Genomic DNA, 20,682 nt, shown 5'->3' with positions numbered 1-20,682 from the left:
AGAGATGAAAGTAGTTGTAAATGTAAAGTTGAAAGCTGGCGTTTTAGACCCTCAAGGCAAAGCAGTTGAGCATGCTCTTAGCTCGCTTGGCTTTGAAGGGGTAAATAGCGTAAGAGTAGGAAAACAAATCGTTCTTGATATCGATGAGAGCGATAAAGATACGCTAAAGAAAAATGTAGAAAGCATGTGTGAAGACTTGCTTGCAAATACTGTCATAGAAGAGTATGAGATAGTGCTATGAAAGTAGCGATTATAAATTTCCCAGGCACAAACTGTGAAAGAGATACTCAATATGCTTTTGAAAAGTTAGGTTACAAAACTGAGATTATATGGCATAAAGAAGAGAGCATTAATGCTGATTTGATAGTTTTGCCTGGTGGTTTTAGCCATGGTGATTACTTAAGAACGGCGGCGATTGCTAAATTTAGCCCTATAATGAAAGCTGTTGTAGTGCATGCAAAAAAAGGTGGCTATATACTTGGAATTTGCAACGGATTTCAAATGCTTTTAGAGCTTAAGCTTTTAGATGGTGCGATGAACAGAAACTTAAGTTTAAGTTTTATCTCAAAATACCACCATCTAAAGGTAGTTTCTGCCGATAACAAGTTCTTATCATGCTGTAAAAAAGATGAAATTTTAAACATCCCTATAGCACACGGCGAAGGCAACTACTACATAGATAGCTATAATCTTAATAAAATGTATGATAAAGGGCAAATCTTACTTAAATACTGCGATGAAAATGGCGCATACGAAAACCCAAATGGTTCAGTTGATGCTATAGCTGGAATTTGCGATAAAGATAAAAAAATTTTTGGTCTTATGCCTCACCCAGAGCGCGCGATAGAAGCCGAACTTGGTGGTGTTGATGGGGCTAGAGTTTTAAAAGGCTTTATTTGCTAAGAGCGGTATTTTTAACTATATTTTTGGCAGTTTTTGCTATCGCAGCACAAGATGATGTTGATTATCTAAAAAGCGTAAAGCCTACAGCTGCCAAAGATGTAAAACCAAAAGCATACACAGAAGATGAAATTTTAAACAAACAGCACCTTACTATTGATGATTTAAAGCTTATAGCGCCTACAGATGAGGGAAATTTAGACTTAGATGAGTCTAAAATTTATCAAGAAGTTAGAGTTACGGATTTGCTTTTAGCAGCTTCAAAAATCCCAAAAAGCGTCTATGTAAATCAAGTATTTGGTATGGATTTAAGTGCAAATATCCAGCAAAATATCAGCTTGGATTTAAATTTAAGCATGGAAAAAACATCTGGTTTAGTCTGGCTAAATAGCAACAACCTATCATGGAGTCAAGATGAAAAAGGTGTGTATAGAACTAGACTTTGGTTTGAAGCAAACAGCACAAATGCCGAGCTTAAAAACATACAAATAGTTGCAAAACGAAATGGCGAGTTTTTTCAAAAAGCTAGCATAAAACCAAAACTTCCAACTTTTAAACCGATTCAAGAAAAGGCAAATTACGCGCATGTTGTAGCTGATGAACTAGTTGTAAAAAGCTATAAAACGGCTAAATTTGATGATAACACGAATATAATGACTATAGCATTAAGCGCAAAAGGTGCGAATTTAAGCTCATTTCATCTATCGCAAGATGTGGTAAAACAAGGTATAAATTCCATAAAAGGGAGCTATTCTAACCAAAGCGCATTTTACTTTGTTGTTATAGAAAACAACCAAACTAGCTTTAGTTTTAGCTATTTTAACGCCAAAACAGCTCAGTTTGAAAACTTTAGCTTAAATGTTAAGCTAGAAATTGATGATTTAAGCACTCAAACAGAGCTAAATCCACAAGATGATCCATTTTTAATCTATAAAAAGCTAGCTGTATTTATAGGCGCGATTTTCTTTTTAGCACTATATGTTTTAAGCAAAAACACAACCCCACTTATCTTTGCAGTGCTAATTATTAGCTATAACATCTACACTCAAGATCCTCATAGCACTGGAGTTGTTAATGCTAACACTAAGGTTAAAATCCTGCCTATAGAAAAATCAACCATCTTTTATCATACCAAAGATGCCGAAAAAGTAAATATATTTGATAAAAACAACGAGTATTATAAAGTACTGTTTAAAAATGGCAAAATCGGCTGGGTAAATCAAAAAGATTTATCTATAGATAATTAAATTTATAAAGGCTTAAATTAGCCTTTATCTCTTAAAAATTCATATCGCTTCTTTACTAAATTTATCAATTTCAAAGATTAGTGGCTAAAATTTCTTTTAAATTTTTATATATTAAAATTTTACCACTCTATTATCGTCCCAAAATAGGTAAATTTATATAACTTGATATAGTTACTATCAACTTTTTTCAATTATTTTGATTAAATATCTTGAAATTTTAAGCATTTTATACTATAATCTGCTAAAAATTTATAAAGGATTAAATATGTCAAAACATGAATTTCAAACCGAAGTGAGTGATTTACTAAATTTAATGATACATTCACTCTACTCTAACAAAGAGATTTTTCTAAGAGAGCTTGTATCAAACGCAAGTGATGCGCTAGATAAACTAAACTATCTATGCCTTACAAACGATGAGTATAAAAAGCTAACCTATACTTCTAAAATCGATATCAAGATAGATAAAAGTGCTAAAACTCTTATCATATCAGATGATGGTATCGGCATGGATAAAGATGAACTTATAAGCAACCTTGGAACTATAGCAAGAAGTGGAACAAAGGGATTTTTATCTCAGCTTAGTGGCGATGTTAAAAAAGATTCAAATCTTATCGGTCAATTTGGCGTAGGCTTTTACTCTGCTTTTATGGTTGCTGATAAAATCGAGGTTTTAAGCAAAAAAGCACTAAGCGATGAGGCAAATATCTGGAGCAGCGACGCTACAAGTTTTAGCATAAAAAAAGGTAAAAAAGATAGCCATGGCACTCAAATCACGCTATTTTTAAAAGATGATGAGTTCTTAAACGAATACACGATAGAAAATATCATCAAAAAATACTCAAACCACATCCCATACCCTATCTTTATGGATAAAGAGGAATTTATCCCAGCTAAAAAAGATAGCGATGGAAAAGAGATAGAGCCTTCAAAAACAGAGCTAAAAACTACGCAAATCAACAAAGCAAGCGCACTTTGGCGTATGCAAAAAAGCGCTTTAAAACCAGAGGATTACAACGAGTTTTATAAACAAATCAGCCACGATAGCACAGATCCACTACTTTATATCCATACAAAAGCTGAAGGTAAAATCGAATACTCAACCCTATTTTACATCCCAAGCGTTGAGCCTTTTGATATGTTTAGAGTGGATTATCAAAGTGGTGTTAAACTCTACGTTAAGAGAGTTTTTATAACCGATGATGAAAAAGAACTTTTGCCAACTTATCTAAGGTTTGTCAAAGGAATCATAGATGTAGAGGACTTGCCGTTAAATGTAAGCCGTGAAATTTTGCAAGATAATGCTATTATAAGAAGCGTAAAAGAGGCAAGTGTTAAAAAGATTTTAATCGAACTTGAAAAACTTAAAGAAACTGATAGAGAAAAATACATAAAATTTTACACACTTTTTGGCAAAGTGCTTAAAGAGGGGCTTTATGGATTTTCAGCTCAAAAAGATGAAATCCTAAATTTAGCCCTTTTTAAATCAAGTAAAAGAGATGGACTAATAAGCCTAAAAGAGTATAAAGAGGCTATGAAAGAAGATCAAAAAGAGATTTATTACATCATAGGAAAGAACGCCAACGCGCTCAAACACTCACCTATCCTAGAAAGTCTTAACAAAAAAGATATTGAGGTTTTGATATGTGATGAAGAGATTGACTCGATTGTTATGCCGATGGTTTATGAGTTTGATAAAACTCCGATAAAACCAGCTTCGCAGGCTGAATTTAAAGATGAAAAAGAGGCTGTTGATAGTGAAAAATTCAAAGAATTAACTGCTAAAATCAAAGAAGCATTAAATGGCGAAGTAAAAGAAGTCAGAGTAACAAACAGGCTAAGCGATTCTGCTAGTTGTTTGGTATATGATAAAGACGATCCAGACTTTGCAACTCAGCAAATTCTAAAACAAATGGGTCAAGCAAATTTACCTGAGATTAAGCCGATTTTAGAGATAAATCCAGAGCATGAAATCATCAAAAAGCTTGAAAATAACAAGATTATGATAAACGACATCTCAAATTTACTTCTAAATATCGCTAAAATTCAAGAAGGCATTGCCATAGATAACCCAAATGAATTTGCTAAAATTCTAACTTCAGTTATCACAAAAGCTATATAAATCATGAAAAAAGCTCTAGTTTTTACTAGGGCTTTTATAAATTGAGCTAAACCTTTACCCTATTTTTATTAAAATAATTTTAAATTTATGTTAAAATTACTTAAATTTAATGATATCTTAAGGGCGCGTTATGAAAACAAGAGAGCTTTTGCAAAAATATTGCAACGATATAGCCGATTTGCAAGTGGATTTGAGTTTAAATACACTCTTGCTTAAACCTTAAAAGTCACTTCAAAAGACAAAGAGATAACTTTTGAAATCCACTTAAAACAAGCCATTATAACACAAATTCAAACATTATTTTTATGCCGCATTTTTCTATAACCTCTAAAAAACTAAAAAATTTATGCTAGGGCTGCTTCCAAATTTCACATTTTTGCACGACGGGCTTATTTATGCTAATCAGATTGGTTATCTGAGCAAATTTCAAAACATACTGCGTTCGTGCAAGTTGTTGCAAAATGGCTACTTAGCGTATTTTGATGAATTTGCAAAAGTATATTTTGTCTATTTTTAAGCTATTTGATGATAAGGACGAAGCGATTTGTTTTTTAGTAGAAAATGGTACTAAATTTAACCACTTCATCAAGACTAACCCTACTCTACCGCTTGCATTTTGCTATGTTTTGCTAGTAAAGAAAATGCCCAACTATCGAAAAAAAGTGTAAATCTAAAGGTAAATTTTACTAACTTTTTAATGAGCTTAAAAGCGGAAAATAGGTTGATTTTAGCGTTAATGAATTCATAGGTTCATAAGCTGTAAAGATAGCGTTTGTTGCTGAGCTTAAGATAAATAAATTTGGTTAAAATACTAAATTTTTAATGTTATAAAATTTAAAAATTATCAACTCAAAAAACTAAATTTTACTAGAATTTTATCCTTTGCTATGCGTTATAGTTTTGCAAAATGTTTTAGCTCTGGTAAAATTGGCATGATTTAAGCTTATTTTATTTTAAATAGCATGTTTGAAACTTTTATCAAATTTTACTTAACTTGCGCAGGTAAAGCCAAAATAATGTGTGGAAATTTAACTCTTTTTAACGCAAATATAATTTAAGTACTTTTAAATTTACTAAAAAACAAATTTATCAGCTTTTCGGTTTTATTTATGCAATTGTTTGCTTTTAATTTACTATTTTAAAGCTTGTATTTAACCTATTTTTATAAACTCTGGGCTCTGGGTTTTAAAAATTAATTTTGGCAAAAAATTTTTAAAATATTTCGCAAGACACTCTATGCAAAATCTTAAATAGCGAACCCGCAAAATCTATGATTTTTAAATAGGCTTAATCAACTGTTAGCTGCTAAAAAATTTCTTAAAATACATATTTTGCAACAATTAAAAGTCTAAAAGTTAGTTGATAATCTTTAGTAAACTTTTAGAAATATCCTGTTTACAAGAACAACTAAAGATAAAAATATTTGTAAAATATCAACAAAATTGCATAGCAAATTTACTAAAATTTCGTACTAAACTTTAAATAATTACTTATTATAATAATAGTACAAAACAATGGCAACCACAAAAAATAAAATATAAAGTTTTTAAAAATTTTAATATTTCTAGCCAAAATGATAAGTCAAATACTATAAAATGTTAAATTTAACCCTATAAAATATTTTCAACAGTTATTAAAAATGTAAATTATATTTTATCAAGCGAAATAGCCATAACTTTTTTTGGCAGATTTTTTTAAAACCATTTATATTTTAATCTTACTTTGCCGCCCTATTTTGCTTTGTTGTATGTATTTTATATAAAAAATAGTTAAAATTATTTATATTATTTAGCAAAAATTAATATTGTACAAAGTCTGTTCTCTATAAAATTTTAACCAAAAAATTATTTTAAAATTTTATAAATTTTCTTTGTTTATATGAAATTTTTATTTAAAAAAGTAAAAATTAGCTAACCTTTACTTCCAAATTTTAAATTACCTATATTATTTTCGCAGCTAATAGCAACAAAACTTTTATCAAAACTAAACGCGCCTTATTTTTAAATCAAAAAATTTATCTAGCTTGTAAATTTTTTATATGGCTTAAATAAATCTTAGATTGTAAATTTAATTCCGCCAGTATCTAAATTTAACCATTTTTTATAGAGATTTAAATCTGATATATTTTAAAACGAAAGTATCTGAAATTTACTAAATTTAAATAAATTTATCATTTACAGATACTTCCCATAAAATATTTATAAAATTAACTTATTATTTTAGATATTTATTTGCTAAAATTTAGCTATCAAAATCTAAAAAACAAATATTTTTTGCACTATCAACAAAACGCTAGTTAAAATGTCTAAAAGCTATACTCACGTTTTGGATCTAGCCCATACTCATTATCACCTTGCTCGCCATCGATTATGAAAAATACCAGCAAAACTATACCGCCAAGAATCGGTATAATGCCGATCAGTAGCCACCAACCGCTTTTTCCTATATCGTGAAGCCTTCTTGCGCTAACTGCTAAATATGGTATAAGCGATACTAAAAAGAATATCGAGCTAAGTATTTCCATGTCAAAAATCAACAAATCAAGAGTCCCTAAAACAATAGAAATAATAGTATAAAAAAGCGTATAATACCAATACTCTTTTCTCCTAGCCCTACCATTGAAATTAAAGTACTCCGCATACACCTTTTTAAAATATCCAAACGCACTCATCGCTACTCCTTTTTTTGATTTATAACAACGATAAAATAATAACAAAATAGTTTTAAATTTATATAAAAGTTAATTTATTTAAATTTATATTTCATTAAAAGCTTGCGTGGCTTTGAACTTGCACAGCTTTGAATTCGTTTATGCCACCACTTAAATTTATGATATTTTTTCTACCAGCGATAGTTAAAAACCTAGCGCAAAAATACGTCCTATACCCACTCCTACAGAGTAAAGCTCTTATTTTAGAAGCGTCAGTTTTTGCATCAAACTCATCTAAAAAGTCTGGATTTACCTGCCCTAGTTCATCGATAAACGTTATTTTTATAGCGCCTTTTACGCTTCCATCTTCCCATTCTTGCGAGGTTCTTATATCGATAATTTGCAAATTTTCATCTTCAAGCATCTTTGAAAGCAAAGGTGTGCTTTTTACTTTTATAAGGTTTTTATCACCAAATTCAGCCATCAACAAACTCTTCATTTACTCTTTTACTAACGGATATTTATACTCGTTTTCAAGCCTTGTAACACCGCCATCTAAATCGATAATATTTTTAAACCCAGCTTCATCAAGCAACTTGGCTGCTTTTTTGCTTCTGTTTCCGCTATGACACAGCAAAGCAACTGGTTTATTCGGGTCGATTCCTGCTGCTTTTAGCTCGTTTACAAAATTTTCATTTACACCATTTTCGCTAGTATATGATACTTTGACAGCTCCTTTAACCACGCCAGTTTGCGCCCATTCTGCCGGAGTTCTTACATCAACTATTTGCAAAGTTTTATCACTTAGTATCTCTGGAGTTACCACCACAGTTTTAACATCGGCAAACGCCATTACAGCGAGCGCTACTAGAGCCAAAGCTATCTTTTTCATATTTTTCCTTATATATTAAATTTAGTGTTAATTCTATAGAAATTAACTTAACAAAAGGTTAGAAAAAAATATCATTTTTATATAATTATAAGGTTATATTACTAATTTTTTAAAATTTTTTATAAAGATAATACATAGTAAATTCTATACGGCAATTTTACTACTATAAAAATTCTGCGCGGTTTATATAAATATTTATTATTTTATTTTAAATTTTATTAGATATTAATAATAAATTTATATTTAAATATAGCTTAACAATACGTTAAATTGTCATAAAAAAGGTTTTAATTAAACTTTTTTTCAAATTTGATTTAGTTAAATTTTAATAAAAATAAAATTTAACTTAATTATCAGCCTGTTTTTTGCTATAAAAATAAGTTTGATTAGATATGAAATTATAAAAATAAATTATATTCTTTGACCGCATAGCAACAACAACTCGCAACAACAACTCGCAACAACAACTCGCAACAACAACTCGCAACAACAACTCGCAACAACAACTCGCAACAACAACTCGCAACAACAACTCGCAACAACAACTCGCAACAACAACTCGCAACAACAACTCGCAACAACAACTCGCAACAACTTCAAGCTTCTCTCTATTCGCTTATTATTTTCCACTTTCAAGATATATAAATGTTTTCATATCAAGATATCTTGATTTATCGATATGATTTCGCTATACTTACGAAAATTTTAAAAAGGACTAAATTTGCAAGATTTTTTACAGACAATCTCATCGCTAAACGATGAAACAAGAATCAAAATCTTAAAATATCTACAAACCAATGGCGAATGCTGTGTATGCGAACTCCAAGAGGCTTTTTGCATGATACAATCACGCCTTTCAAGACATCTTAAAATCTTAAAAGATGGCGGTTTTTTAAAGGTAAGAAAAGATGGCAAGTGGTCGTATTATTCTCTTCGAAGTCCATTAGATGAGTTTAGAACGGCTACTTTAAAAGAAATTTCATACCTTGAGTGTGAAATTTTGCCTCACAGTATAAAAAAAGTGCTATTTGTCTGCACTCACAACTCGTGTCGCTCTATCATGGCAGAAGCCTTGATAAATGCGCAATTTAGCGGTATTATCAAGGCTTATAGCGCTGGAAGCAATCCATCAAATGAGATAAATCCAAATGCAAAAAAATTATTAATCCAAAAAGGTATTTTCACAAACAAACTCTATCCAAAGCCCTTAAATTCGCTTTGTGAGAGTTTTGATTTAGCAATTACACTTTGCGATGATGCTAAAAAGAGTTGTCCAGTCGTTAAAAATGCAGCCAAAACGCTTCATTTAGCCTTTGACGATCCAAGCGACAAGGAGTTTAGCGAGTTTGAAAAAACGCTAAATTTAATGCAAGAAAAACTCGTAAAAGTAGTAAAGGATGAGTTAAATGTGGTATGATATTTCAAGAAAATTTGTTTACGAATGGCTAAATTTAAGTGGAAATTTAGGCGATATAGTTCATTTTTTTATCTATGACAGTATAAAAATTTTAGCTTTGATTGTTGTTATCGTTTGGGTTATATCATTTTTACAAACCTTTATAAATGCGCAAAAAGTTCGCGAGTATATAAAGAGCAAACACCCATTTTATGGTTATTTATACGCTGCGATTTTTGGAGTTATAACGCCATTTTGCTCATGTAGTGCTATACCGCTTTTTATCGGATTTTTGCAAGCAAGAATCCCTTTGGGCGTGACATTTACCTACCTTATATCAGCTCCGATGAATAACGAAGTAGCAATCGCACTTTTAATCTCTTTATTTGGAGTTAAAATCACACTTGCTTATACGCTTTTTGGCATTGTTATTTCAATGCTTGGTGGATATTTTATATCAAAACTCAAGCTTGAAAAAGAGGTGCTTTTTGAGATAAAACCTATAGAAAACAAAGCTCAAAATGGGCAAAAACTTAGTATAAAAGAGCGAATTTTGATAGCCAAAGATGAGATGATAGATGTAATTAGCAAAATTTATCTTTATGTTTTATTTGCTATCGCCATTGGAGCGCTGATTCATAGTTATATCCCGACAGGATTTATACAGCGTTATACTGATAATGTTTTTGGTGTTTTTGTTGGGGTTTTTAGCGGTATTTTTATGTATTCAAATGCGATTGCAATCGTGCCTTTTATCGAAGCTTTGGTCGCCAAAGGACTTCCTATAGGGACTGCACTTAGCTTCATGATGGCAGTTGTTACGCTAAGTTTGCCTGAGTTTTTGATGCTTAAAAAGATTATAAGCTTCAAGCTTTTAACCATATTTATACTTATAGTTAGCTTTGGAATTATAACTTTAGGTATAAGTTTTAACTATATTTTTTAAGGAGATTTGATGAAGATAGAAATTTTAGGAACTGGTTGTGCAAAGTGCAAAGCCTTAGAGATAAATGCCAAAGAAGCCGTTGCAAAAAGTGCAAAATTTGCACAAGTTATAAAAGTTGAAGATATAAACGAGATTTTAAAATACGATGTTTTAAGTATGCCAGCGCTCGTTGTTAATGGCACAGTCTTAAGCAGTGGCAAAGTTTTAAGCGTTGATGAGATAGTAAATTTATTAAAAAACGCTTAAATATTTTGTAATTTTAAGATAGTTTTTAAGTTATAATTTCTTATATTTTAGCCAAATCCTTAAATTTGGCTAAAATCTGCAGCACTTTTACTCAAACTACTTTAAAAACTCACCCACATCCAGCAAAATCAGCTCGTTATCATCAGCTTTGTTTGGCTCACGGCTAGATGATTTGGGATAGTTGTTATCATTACCAACAACGATGTGGGTTTTATCTACGACATCGACATTTTCTATAGTAAAAAACGGAAAGACAAATTTACCATTAACAAGTGGTTTTTTAGAAATTTTGCGTGTATCCTCAATATCAAGCAAATCAATATATGCAAGTTTTTTAGCTATGCCATCATCGCTTAACCAAACCTTATAAACTCGCTTAAATTTAGCCACATCAGCAAAACACCTACTCTTATCTTCGCCATTTTTGCAAGCTTTATCACTCGTTCCCTCGCCATTATCACGCTCGATTATCAGTCCGTGTTTTTCATCTATCATGTTAAAATCCCCAATAGCATGGTCGTTTGCTTCAAGTATATACTTCCAACTTTTTTTGCTCCAAGTATCTTTTTTAACATCAAATTCTAAAATTCTTAAGTAATTTTTCCCATCAACGCTCTCTTTTTTGCCGCTTTTATAATCAAACAAAGCGCCCTCTAAAAGCGGATATAGTTTAGTTTTATCTTTGCTTAGCGCCATCGCTTCAAAACCTTTTGAGCGACTTACTTCAAATTTAGGCATATTCTCATCAGGCGAATTTGGTAAAGTTAAAGCTGGATTATCAGGCGAGCGAACGATTTTGCCATCAACTATCGTGTCAAACACATCTATCACAACGCCGTTTTTATCGGCTTTTATGATATATGGTCCAAACTCATCGCCGATATATACAAACTCGCCAACAAACTGAATACTCTCAGGGTCAAAGTCTCCACCGGTTAAATATCGCTCTTTTGTCGCTTCTGTTTGGATTGCAAATGGAACTTTTTTGTTTGGGTCGTGTAAAAATACGCTCTTTTCTCGTTTAAATTCTCCAGTTTTAAAATCAACTTTATAGATGTTATAAAAAAGTGCACTATCTTTTGAGTTTAACTTATTTCCAAGCCCATTGTCACTTAACAAAACAAATCTATCATCTCCTAAACTTATGATTCCAGAATGCCCTTGTGCTGGTTGAGCGCTAAAAGGATACATCACGCCTGTTGGTCTGCCATTTGACACACCCTCAAAGGATTTTAGTCTATCGGTTCGCTTTGTTTTTTCAAATTTACCATTTGTGCGAAGCAACTCTGGCGCATCATCTGGGACATTTATAAACGAAGCAGCTGGCAAAATAGCGTGTCCTGCTAATGTGGCGCTAAATTTTTGCTCAGCTAAAAGCTGTGAACCAACTAAGATAAAAGCTACAAAACAGCTAAATTTTTTCATGTTTTCCTCCTGTAATTTTAAGAGAATACTACAGATTAAAAATAACTTTATAGAAACATTTTAATACTTTAATTATTTTATGATATAAACATAGATGAAATTTAAGATAATAAGATGTTTTTGTTGCTTTGTAGCTAAATTTTGTATTAAAAATCTTTAAGTAGACTATAAAAACAGATTTATAAAATCTTTTGCTTGAACAAATTTTGAATTAAAACGTCATGATTACATATGTTCCATCTTTATCTAAAATATTTTGCTTGAACAAATTTTGTATTGAAACTATCTTTTAATAATCTCAAGAACTTTAGCCTTATCATTTTGCTTGAACAAATTTTGTATTGAAACCGCCTAGCGAGGCAATTTCTATAATACCTGCTAGTTATTTTGCTTGAACAAATTTTGTATTGAAACGTGCCTTTGGCTACTATATCTTGCAAATTAATAAGAATTTTGCTTGAACAAATTTTGTATTGAAACAGTGAAGCGAAGCGGAAGGCAGTAGAAATACTGATGATTTTGCTTGAACAAATTTTGTATTGAAACTTGTTTGGTGATAAGAAAATTTAGACATTTAACCTATAAAATTTCCGTGCTATAAGGAAAAATTTAGATAAATTCTAAAAACTTATCTAAATTTATTTTTTATCTATAAAATTCCGCACTCTCTTTTTAATACAAATTACATAAATATTTATTATAATATAAACAGATTATTAAATTTAGGCTCAAGACAAGTTAAAAACTTTTAAAGGGGTTTTTAACTACTATGCTGTCGATGAAAAACAAATACATATACCGTTCCCGAATTTCTGAAAAGAAATTTCGTGAAATTCTCAAGTATTTTTGCCTTGATTTAGAAGCTGTAAAGATAGCTGAAATTTGTAATACTTCTAGAAATTCTATCAATAAAATTCTAAAAGAGATAAGAATTTTAATGGCACAAGAATGCGAGGAAATTTCTAAATTTGATGGCGAGATAGAAATAGATGAAAGCTACTTTTTACTTCGCTTTGCTAGTAACTGTAAATAGAAGGAGCTAAAAGAGTAAGAGGCAAAAGAGGCATAGGTGCAGCTAATAAACAACTAGTATTTGGTATGTTAAAACAAGAATGGTAAGGTCTATACACAAGTAGTTAAAAACTGCAGTGCAAGTGAGCTAGTGTCAATATTAAGAGAGTTTAGTGAGCTAAATGAGAGTATTATTTACTCTGATAGTTGGAGAGCTTATGATGGTTTAGTGGATTATGGAGCAAAAGCTCATTACCGTATAAAACACTGCAAAAATGAATTCGCTAATGGTAAAAATCACATAAATGGTATAGAGAATTTCTGGGGTTATGCAAAGCATAGGTTAAGTAAATTTAAAGGCATAAAAAAGATAATTTTATATTGCACTTAAAAGAGTGTGAATTTAGGTTTAATAACAGAGAAAACTTATATCAAATTTTACTTAAATTGATAAGAGAAAATCCGCTTAACTTGTTTTGAGCCTAAATATTTTTATACCAATTTTCCGTAAAATACAGCAAAGTCTCTATCTGGTGCATTACAAAAGATTTACAAACAATACCTTCAAAATCTTATTTTAAAAAATTGCAAAGTCATTTTTAGCCATAAATATAGCAATAAACAAAACTATTCATAAACATTTTTGTAAAATTTAGGTAGTAAAAACTATATAAATTTAAATACATCAAAACAGCGATACTATCTTCAAAGCCCAGCTGACCTCAAAATAAAGCTTTATATTTTCTCATAAATTCGCCAGTTTTTTTACAAACTCAAGTTTTAAAATTTCTAGTTTAGTAAAATTTACTGGCTAAATTTAGCAACCAAATTCCGCGCATTTTAGCCATCTTTAAGCGCAATATTTCTTAGTCATCGATTTTACAGCTTTACAGTCAATGCAAGCAGATTTATAAAAACTTCTTGTAGACAATATGACTTAGTTTCATTTATCAAATTTTAAATCTATCAGCCTAATTTTCGTTTGGCATAATGCAAGTTTTTCACACCCAATATTATAAATTTTTGCGGAAAATACGCAGCATTTATATCGCCAAAGATAGCAAATTTGCAAAAACTTTTTTAAAAATAAACTAAATTTAAAATTTCAACTATCTTTCTTATCATCTTGACTAAAAAATATCACAAAAGCAAATGCCACCGCAACAAGGGCGATAATACCAGAAATTATGTTTATATCGACCACTTATACTTCTTTGAATTTAGCTTTTTTTAGCATATCATCAACGATTTTTTCGCCACCATTTTTGCCTACAACTTTGGCTAAATTTTGGCTTACTAAATTTACATCGTAGTTTAAAATTTCATCGATAATTTTCTCATTTTCAATGCCACTTTCTCGAAAGATTTTACACAAACCCATATCTTGCAAAAATTTAGCATTATAAAACTGATGATCGTTTGCCGCGTAAGGAAATGGGATAAATATCGCTGGAAGCTGGTTTGCACAAAGTTCCCAAAGCGTGCTTGCGCCACTTCGCCCAACACACAAATCCGCTTGCTCTATCTTACTGGCTAAATTTAGCGAAAAGTCAAAAACATCTACATCAAGGCGCTTTTCTTTATAAAATTTGCTAACTTTTTCAAAGTCATTTCCGCCACATTGATGTACGATTTTTATCTCGCGTTCTAGCAAATTTGGCGCTATTTGCATAGCTAGGTTATTTATAAATTTCGCACCTTGCGAGCCACCAAGGAAAATTATTGTGTTTAAATTTTGCCTAATTCTTGCTTTTTGAAAAAAAATCTCATTTATCGGATAGTCAAATTTTGGCTCTTCGTATGAGCTATAAAACGATTTTGCAAATGGCTTTAAAAGTTTGTTAAGTCTGCCTATCATCGCATTTTGTTCGTGTATAAAAAATGGTGTTTTGCTAAATACAGCCCAAAAAGACGCTGGCGATGAACTATACCCCCCAACGCTTAAAACCGCCTCTACACCCTCATTTTTAAAGATATCTTTGCATTTAAATGATAGTTTTAAGATGTTAAAAAGTGAGTTAAATTTAGCCAACCCGCTTTTATTTACCACTCCACTACTTTGTAAAAAGTATGTTTTATCAAAGATATTACTTCCTTCAAACCATTTTTTATCTTGCCCCTTTGTTGAGCCTACAAAAACAGTTTTAATGCCTCGCTTTTTAAGCTCAAGTGCGATAGTTTTAGCTATGATTAGGTGTCCGCCAGTCCCACCACCTGTGATAAGTATACTCATATCAGCCTTCTAGTTTTGATTTTTTAGATACCATTAAAACAAGCCCTATAGCAAAACAAGCTGCTAAAAGCTGACTTCCGCCATAACTTATAAATGGCACAGCCAAGCCTTTTACTGGAGTTAGAGATGTTATGCCGTATGAATTTACCATAAAAGAGAACAAAAACATAAAACCAATACCAAGCGAAAATAGATAATAAACATTATTTTTTGCCCTTGATGAAATTTTAAAAATCCTATAAAGCAGCGTAAAAAACAGCCCTACTATCACTACAAGCATAAAAAACCCAGCCTCTTCTGCAATACCAGCTAAAACAAAGTCGGTATGAACCTCGCTTAAAAAACCTAGCTTAAACGTTCCCATGCCAAGCCCTTGTCCAAAAAACCCACCGTTGTTTATAGCGTTTAGAGAGTGAGAAATTTGATAAGGTGTTTGAGCGCCTTCTATGTGAAGTTTTTGTGCGATATCGCTTGGTAAAAATGACAAAACGATATCTTGAATTCCAGCCCACCACGAATACACACGCCTTATACGATGCTCACTCATAGTGATAACCAAAAAAACAGCAACCACTAAAAGCATAGCTCCACTGCCTAGAATTTTAAAACTTGTTCCAGCAAAAATCACCATCATCAAAAGCACTAAACTCAAAACAAAAATTTGCCCCAAGTCATTTTGCAAAAAAGCTATTATATAAATAATAAACGAAAAAACTATAGTATATGGAAAAAGTATAAAAACCTCTGTCCAAAACGATTTTTTTGTATCATCTATCTTCCTGGTAAAACTCCAAGCTAAAAAGTATATAAATCCGATTTTAAAAAACTCAACCGGAGCAAATGAAATTCCAGGAAATCTTATCCAACGATTAGCTCCATTTACCTCTTTTACGATTGATGGTGGTAAAAAAGGCATGGTTATCATGACAACAAACATCGTTAAAAACAAAAATAGTCCGATAAAAGTGAGAATTTTATCTGGATTTAACATAGAAATGCTCCACATCAAAAACACCCCGATAACGCCAACTCCAAACTGTCTGATAAAAAAATGCAAGTGGTCATAATCATACGCCAAAACAGTAAACGCAGTCAAAGAGAGCGAAAAAACCACTCCTATAGTTATCAAAATAGTGCAAACATAAAAAAGCGTTCTATCAGTTCTCAAATTTTCCTCCATAAAGTTGCAAATTCTAATGAAATTCCCCTTTAAAACTCATAAACAAGTGGTATAATTACGAGAAAAAGGGCAAAAGATGGCTAAAATTTTGTTTTTAGGTGTTGGAAAAATTCAAAAATATGGCAAAGAAAATTATATAAATTTGCTAGAAAAACCATGGCAAAGTGCGATGAAAAAAGTTGCATTTCAAGGCGAGGTTTATGCAAACGAGCTTGGATTTATAAACGATAGCGTTGCAGATACTAAAAATCACGGCGGAATCGAAAAAGCAATCTTTGCAAATAGCGCTAAAAACTACAAAATTTGGGAAAATTTTTTAGAAACTAAAATTGAATTTGGAGATATGGGTGAGAATTTAAGCATAGATGAGCTTGATGAAAACAGCGTTTGCGTGGGCGATATACACAAAATAGGCTCTTTGGTTTTGCAAGTTAGTCAGCCTAGAAAGCCATGCTTTAAAATTTCAAAATTTTTTAATAATGCCAAATTTACAGCCGAAATTTTTAAAACTGGGCGAACTGGCTGGTACTACAGAGTGGTTGAAAATGGAAGTTGCAAATGTGGCGATGAGGTTGAAATTGTGCAAAAAGATAGTGCAAATTTAAGTATCATGGAGTTAAATCAGCTATTTTACGCGCCAAAAGAGCATTTAGAGCTTTTGGAAAAATTAAAAAAGCTAAAAACAATAAAAAACGGCTGGGATAAATCAATTCAAGAGCGAATTTTAGGCATTTATGATAATGAATATATGAGAAGCTTATAAAAATTTAGATATTTTTGGTTTAAAATTTATATATATTCTTTAACCATATATTTTTAATTTTATAAATAAATGTAAAATTAGAAGTTTATTTTATAATTTTATGTTAAATTTATGCTTTGAATTTTTAATATTATTATAAAATTTTTGTTTTAAATGCAAATTTAAAGACTCTTATTTATAATTAAATTTATCTTAGTTCTGCTAATTTATAAATTTTAATAATATTTAGCTAAATTTAGCTTAAATTCGATTTATTTAAGAAATACCGTAGCTAGGGCGTTATTTGCATTTCTTTATTTATATTAAATATGATGAGTCTGAGCTAGATAAAATCATTTCAAAGCTAGAAACTTCTTGAAAGATACATTGCTCTTTGCTTATATAACAAGTCTAACTATTGCGCTATTGATGCACCACAAGCATTATTTCTTCGCTTTTCTAAAGCTTTAGCAATATTTTTATAACTTATCAAATTGTTATTTTTCATAAGTAAATTTGCATATTTCAAGCCATATTAGTAGCTTAATAGCATATTTATATATCAGAAAAAGACTCAACGCATCGTTTGTGCAATTAAAGCAATATAAGATATCATTACTCTGCACCGCTTAGAAGATATGCTGCGTATCTTGAAACAACGCCGAGTTGGTCGCAACACCACTTAGCTTAATAAATCGCTACTACGCTACATCCTCGCGAGTTTAAATGCTCTGTCATACGCTTGATAGTTCTACTATTTCTGGCTACATCTGCTTTCTATGATGATTAAAACTTTTAAATCTTTTTTGCTATAGTATTAAAACCTTGAAAGCTAGATAGATTATGCATATATTATTCAATTTTTAAGTTTATAAATTTAATAATATATTTTTATTTAAATAAATATTATAAAAAGTTTTTAAAATAATTTTAAAGATACAAAAAGTGATTTTGCTAGCTTTTAGCAAACTTATAAAATTCTTCAAATACTTTTAAATTATAAAATACAAGCTTGTTAAATGAAAATTTCTAAGTAGACGTAGCCAACCGATTATTACTAAAAATAAAGAATTTCAAAAATATTTGATACAAATATTAAATTTTAATATAAATTTATATCTTGTTCTAAGCAAAATTTAAACTAGTTTTGAAAGATTGCTAGTATTTTCTCGCTTTAAAAAAGCTTCTATTTTATAGTGCATACTTTTAACTAGCTTTTTTGCACGATAAAATGCTAATTTTATTCATAAATGGTTTTTAAAAGCTATAACTATACTACAAAAAGATTTTTAAGCTAAAATTACTGCAAAAATTAAAATCAAATTCGTAAATTTATAAAATATATTTTCTAGTATCATTAGAAATTTACATATCTAAATAATTTGAATTAATAAGTAAAAAATCATGCTAAAATGATATAAAAATAACTAAATTTTATAAACCTACCTATCGTTTGCTCTATTTTTAGCTTTATTTATCACAATTATATAAATTTAGCATGAGTTCGTTTTGCAAAAAGCTCAAATTTGATCTAAATTAACATTAAGTTAAATTTAAACTATAAAAATCACACATTTTTAAATCAAATAAGCTAAAGCATTATAAAAACTACAAAATACCCGAATCAAAAGTCTTTTCCATACGCAATTAATTTTATAAAAAAACTGATATTAAAATTTTAAATTTATTTAACTATATCCCTTTGACCTTTTGCATTTACCTCTGTTAAAACTCCCATAGCCTCAAGCTGTTCTACTATCGAAGCGGCTCTGTTGTAGCCTATTTTAAGGCGGCGTTGAAGATAGCTGATGGATGTTTTTTCTTCGTTTAAAACTATCTGTTTTGCATCTTCATAAAGTTCATCTAACTCAATATTTTCGCCACTATTTCCAGCTAAATTTCCACCCTGCTCGCTCTCATCTTTTAAAAATTTATCATCATAAACAACGCTTTCTTGCGATTTTAAAAACTCAACTATGTTGATAATCTCCTCTTCGCTAGCAAACGGCGCGTGCAGTCTTATAAGCCCAGGGCTTGATGGTGGCGTAAAAAGCATATCGCCTCGTCCAAGCAAACTATCTGCTCCCATCTGATCTAAAATCACCTTCGAGTCGATTTTTTGTCCGACTCTAAAACTGATTCTACTTGGTAAATTCGCCTTTATAAGTCCAGTTACAACATCCACGCTTGGACGTTGAGTCGCTACTATAAGATGAATTCCACTAGCTCTTGCCATTTGAGCAAGACGAGCGATGTAAAACTCAACATCTTTGCCACTATTCATCATCAAATCAGCCAACTCATCGATGATAACAACGATATAAGGCATAGTTTCCCCGCCCTCTTTTAGCGCTTTTTCGTTGTAATTTTCGATATTTTTAGTATGAGTGTTTGCCATAACTTTATATCGCCTTTCCATCTCACCAACCAAATTTGAAAGCGCGGTTACCGCCTTTTTCGCATCGGTTATAACTGGAGTTAAAAGATGTGGGATATCGTTATACATGCTAAACTCAAGCATTTTTGGATCTATCATAATCAAGCGCAGAGTTTTAGGAGAATTTCTATACAAAAGGCTTAAAAGCATCGCATTTATACCAACACTTTTGCCACTTCCAGTAGTTCCTGCTATAAGAAGGTGGGGAAGTTTTTTAAGATCAGTTACAAAAGGCTGCCCAACGATATCTTTGCCAAGTGCGATAGTTAGTGGGCTTGAAGCATTTTTAAAGACATCACTTTCTAAAACCTCTTTTAGATATATCGTTTCTATGTTTTTGTTTGGAATTTCTATACCTACGACATCTTTACCAGGAATAGGCGCTTGAATTCTTATAGTTTTTGCACGAAGCGCCATAGCTAAATCATCTTGAAGCGTTAGAATTTTACTAACCTTTATATGTGCGGCTGGGCGAAACTCAAAGGTTGTAACAACAGGTCCAGAGTATGTGCGAACCACATCACCATCAATCTTAAATTTGCGAAGCTTATCAAGCAAATCATAAATTTTTTGGTCAATCTCCGCTTCATCGACATTTTTTTGTTTTTTTGGTGCATCATTTAAAAATTTTAAAGGTGGAAGTTTAAAATCCTTTACTTTAGGAACATCTCCTTTATCAAGCTCATCAAGAAGTTTTTTGTTTTCAGCTACTTCGCTTAGATGTTCGACATTTCTAAGTTTTTTAGGTTTTGCGTTTGTTATCTTTATCTCTTCTTTGTTCTCTTCTTTTGCCTTTTCTTGCGGTTGTATTGCTAAATTTTCATCTAAGTTAACTACATTTGGCTCAAAATTTTCTTTACTCATCTCAACTTGCAAATTTTGAGAAATCTCTTCTGTTTTGGTTAAATTTTCATCTAAATTTGATAAATTTTGGTCTATGTTAATGCTTAAATTTGACTTTGGAGTGATGAATGCTTTTTTTATAATAACTATAATCCTATCTTCAAAAATCAAAATTAAAGATAGCCCAAACATCATCAGTATAAAAACCCAAACCCCAATACTTCCTATAAAATCTTTTAAGGAGAGTATGATTTGCTCTCCGATGAAGCTTTTATTTGTTTCAAAAATGTTTGCTTGAATCATCAAAATAGTTATAAAAAGCAGTGTTGAGCCAGCTATGAGTTCAACTACGCGCAAATTTAGGCTTTTTATGTTTCTATATGTAAAATAAAGCAAAACTATAGCAACAACT

General features: G+C 31.0%; 15 protein-coding genes, 1 pseudogene and 1 CRISPR repeat array. Of the genes and pseudogenes, 9 read left to right on the top strand and 7 right to left on the bottom strand.

All coding sequences use genetic code 11. The features are described from left to right. The first annotated feature begins 4 nt into the window (after nt 1–4). The 4 genes from purS (at nt 5) to htpG (ending at nt 4,269) form a co-directional block, all read left to right on the top strand. Entirely contained in the window at nt 5–241 is a 237-nt protein-coding gene (purS, locus tag CGEO_RS04830) for a phosphoribosylformylglycinamidine synthase subunit PurS (RefSeq protein ID WP_075494677.1), read from the top strand. Then, a complete protein-coding gene (gene purQ / locus CGEO_RS04825) occupies nt 238–903 on the top strand; it encodes a phosphoribosylformylglycinamidine synthase I (protein ID WP_075540512.1) in 666 nt (221 codons plus the stop codon). The genes purS and purQ overlap by 4 nt, the downstream gene beginning before the upstream one ends. Further along, the gene (locus tag CGEO_RS04820; RefSeq protein ID WP_075494679.1) at nt 897–2,147 is read left to right on the top strand and encodes an SH3 domain-containing protein; all 1,251 of its coding nucleotides are present in this window, start codon (nt 897–899) and stop codon (nt 2,145–2,147) included. Before purQ ends, CGEO_RS04820 begins: the two co-directional genes overlap by 7 nt. Before the next feature lie 265 nt (nt 2,148–2,412). Then, nucleotides 2,413–4,269, top strand: coding sequence for a molecular chaperone HtpG (gene htpG / locus CGEO_RS04815; RefSeq protein ID WP_075540513.1), 1,857 nt, complete (start codon nt 2,413–2,415; stop codon nt 4,267–4,269). A 2,305-nt stretch (nt 4,270–6,574) separates the two neighbouring features. Here the strand turns inward: htpG and CGEO_RS04810 are convergent. The 3 genes from CGEO_RS04810 to CGEO_RS04800 form a co-directional block, all read right to left on the bottom strand. Continuing rightward, nucleotides 6,575–6,940, bottom strand: coding sequence for a DUF805 domain-containing protein (locus CGEO_RS04810; protein ID WP_075494681.1), 366 nt, complete (start codon nt 6,938–6,940; stop codon nt 6,575–6,577). A gap of 94 nt (nt 6,941–7,034) precedes the next feature. Beyond that, nucleotides 7,035–7,418 (bottom strand): rhodanese-like domain-containing protein, encoded by a 384-nt coding sequence (locus tag CGEO_RS04805; protein WP_075494682.1) that lies wholly within the window; start codon nt 7,416–7,418, stop codon nt 7,035–7,037. After that, the gene (locus tag CGEO_RS04800) at nt 7,419–7,811 is read right to left on the bottom strand and encodes a rhodanese-like domain-containing protein (RefSeq protein WP_075494683.1); all 393 of its coding nucleotides are present in this window, start codon (nt 7,809–7,811) and stop codon (nt 7,419–7,421) included. 721 nt (nt 7,812–8,532) lie between these two features. Between CGEO_RS04800 and CGEO_RS10285 the strand changes: the two genes are divergently transcribed. From CGEO_RS10285 to CGEO_RS04785, 3 genes are read left to right on the top strand one after another with little or no spacing between them, the layout of a single operon-like run. After that, nucleotides 8,533–9,228, top strand: coding sequence for a metalloregulator ArsR/SmtB family transcription factor (locus tag CGEO_RS10285; RefSeq protein WP_082255669.1), 696 nt, complete (start codon nt 8,533–8,535; stop codon nt 9,226–9,228). Further along, entirely contained in the window at nt 9,218–10,153 is a 936-nt protein-coding gene (locus tag CGEO_RS04790) for a permease (protein ID WP_075494684.1), read from the top strand. Before CGEO_RS10285 ends, CGEO_RS04790 begins: the two co-directional genes overlap by 11 nt. A gap of 9 nt (nt 10,154–10,162) precedes the next feature. Next, nucleotides 10,163–10,399, top strand: coding sequence for a thioredoxin family protein (locus CGEO_RS04785; protein ID WP_075494685.1), 237 nt, complete (start codon nt 10,163–10,165; stop codon nt 10,397–10,399). 96 nt (nt 10,400–10,495) lie between these two features. On the opposite strand, the gene CGEO_RS04780 is transcribed toward CGEO_RS04785, so the two are convergent. Beyond that, nucleotides 10,496–11,824, bottom strand: coding sequence for an esterase-like activity of phytase family protein (locus CGEO_RS04780; protein WP_075540514.1), 1,329 nt, complete (start codon nt 11,822–11,824; stop codon nt 10,496–10,498). A gap of 188 nt (nt 11,825–12,012) precedes the next feature. Further along, nucleotides 12,013–12,370: a CRISPR direct-repeat array (repeat unit 30 nt; unit sequence ATTTTGCTTGAACAAATTTTGTATTGAAAC). 226 nt (nt 12,371–12,596) lie between these two features. Here CGEO_RS04780 and CGEO_RS04775 point away from each other — a divergent pair. After that, nucleotides 12,597–13,315, top strand: a pseudogene (locus CGEO_RS04775) (IS1595 family transposase). 724 nt (nt 13,316–14,039) lie between these two features. On the opposite strand, the gene murG reads toward CGEO_RS04775, so the two are convergent. Both murG and CGEO_RS04765 read right to left on the bottom strand, forming a co-directional pair. Beyond that, a complete protein-coding gene (murG, locus tag CGEO_RS04770; RefSeq protein ID WP_075540558.1) occupies nt 14,040–15,068 on the bottom strand; it encodes an undecaprenyldiphospho-muramoylpentapeptide beta-N-acetylglucosaminyltransferase in 1,029 nt (342 codons plus the stop codon). 1 nt (nt 15,069) lies between these two features. Further along, a complete protein-coding gene (locus CGEO_RS04765) occupies nt 15,070–16,236 on the bottom strand; it encodes a peptidoglycan glycosyltransferase FtsW (protein ID WP_106380153.1) in 1,167 nt (388 codons plus the stop codon). A gap of 88 nt (nt 16,237–16,324) precedes the next feature. On the opposite strand from CGEO_RS04765, the gene CGEO_RS04760 reads away from it, so the two are divergent. Then, entirely contained in the window at nt 16,325–17,011 is a 687-nt protein-coding gene (locus CGEO_RS04760; protein ID WP_082259001.1) for an MOSC domain-containing protein, read from the top strand. Nucleotides 17,012–18,674: 1,663 nt separating this feature from the next. On the opposite strand, the gene CGEO_RS04755 is transcribed toward CGEO_RS04760, so the two are convergent. After that, nucleotides 18,675–20,573: a DNA translocase FtsK gene (locus tag CGEO_RS04755; protein WP_340627427.1), complete on the bottom strand. Its 1,899-nt coding sequence runs from the start codon at nt 20,571–20,573 to the stop codon at nt 18,675–18,677. Between the last annotated feature and the right edge of the window lie 109 nt (nt 20,574–20,682).

Origin of the sequence: Campylobacter geochelonis, assembly GCF_013201685.1 — a bacterium.
In the GTDB taxonomy this organism is placed as follows: domain Bacteria; phylum Campylobacterota; class Campylobacteria; order Campylobacterales; family Campylobacteraceae; genus Campylobacter_B; species Campylobacter_B geochelonis.
Note: the sequence above shows the minus strand (reverse complement) of the source record. Positions and strands in the feature narration are given on the sequence as shown.

Coding starts and splice junctions, on each gene's coding strand:
- CGEO_RS04800 (WP_075494683.1), bottom strand. CDS start 7,811: ATGAAAAAGATAGCTTTGGCTCTAGTAGCGCTCGCTGTAATGGCGTTT.
- CGEO_RS04810 (WP_075494681.1), bottom strand. CDS start 6,940: ATGAGTGCGTTTGGATATTTTAAAAAGGTGTATGCGGAGTACTTTAAT.
- CGEO_RS04790 (WP_075494684.1), top strand. CDS start 9,218: ATGTGGTATGATATTTCAAGAAAATTTGTTTACGAATGGCTAAATTTA.
- purS (WP_075494677.1), top strand. CDS start 5: ATGAAAGTAGTTGTAAATGTAAAGTTGAAAGCTGGCGTTTTAGACCCT.
- CGEO_RS04755 (WP_340627427.1), bottom strand. CDS start 20,573: ATGATTCAAGCAAACATTTTTGAAACAAATAAAAGCTTCATCGGAGAG.
- CGEO_RS04760 (WP_082259001.1), top strand. CDS start 16,325: ATGGCTAAAATTTTGTTTTTAGGTGTTGGAAAAATTCAAAAATATGGC.
- htpG (WP_075540513.1), top strand. CDS start 2,413: ATGTCAAAACATGAATTTCAAACCGAAGTGAGTGATTTACTAAATTTA.
- purQ (WP_075540512.1), top strand. CDS start 238: ATGAAAGTAGCGATTATAAATTTCCCAGGCACAAACTGTGAAAGAGAT.
- murG (WP_075540558.1), bottom strand. CDS start 15,068: ATGAGTATACTTATCACAGGTGGTGGGACTGGCGGACACCTAATCATA.
- CGEO_RS04785 (WP_075494685.1), top strand. CDS start 10,163: ATGAAGATAGAAATTTTAGGAACTGGTTGTGCAAAGTGCAAAGCCTTA.
- CGEO_RS04805 (WP_075494682.1), bottom strand. CDS start 7,418: ATGAAGAGTTTGTTGATGGCTGAATTTGGTGATAAAAACCTTATAAAA.
- CGEO_RS04780 (WP_075540514.1), bottom strand. CDS start 11,824: ATGAAAAAATTTAGCTGTTTTGTAGCTTTTATCTTAGTTGGTTCACAG.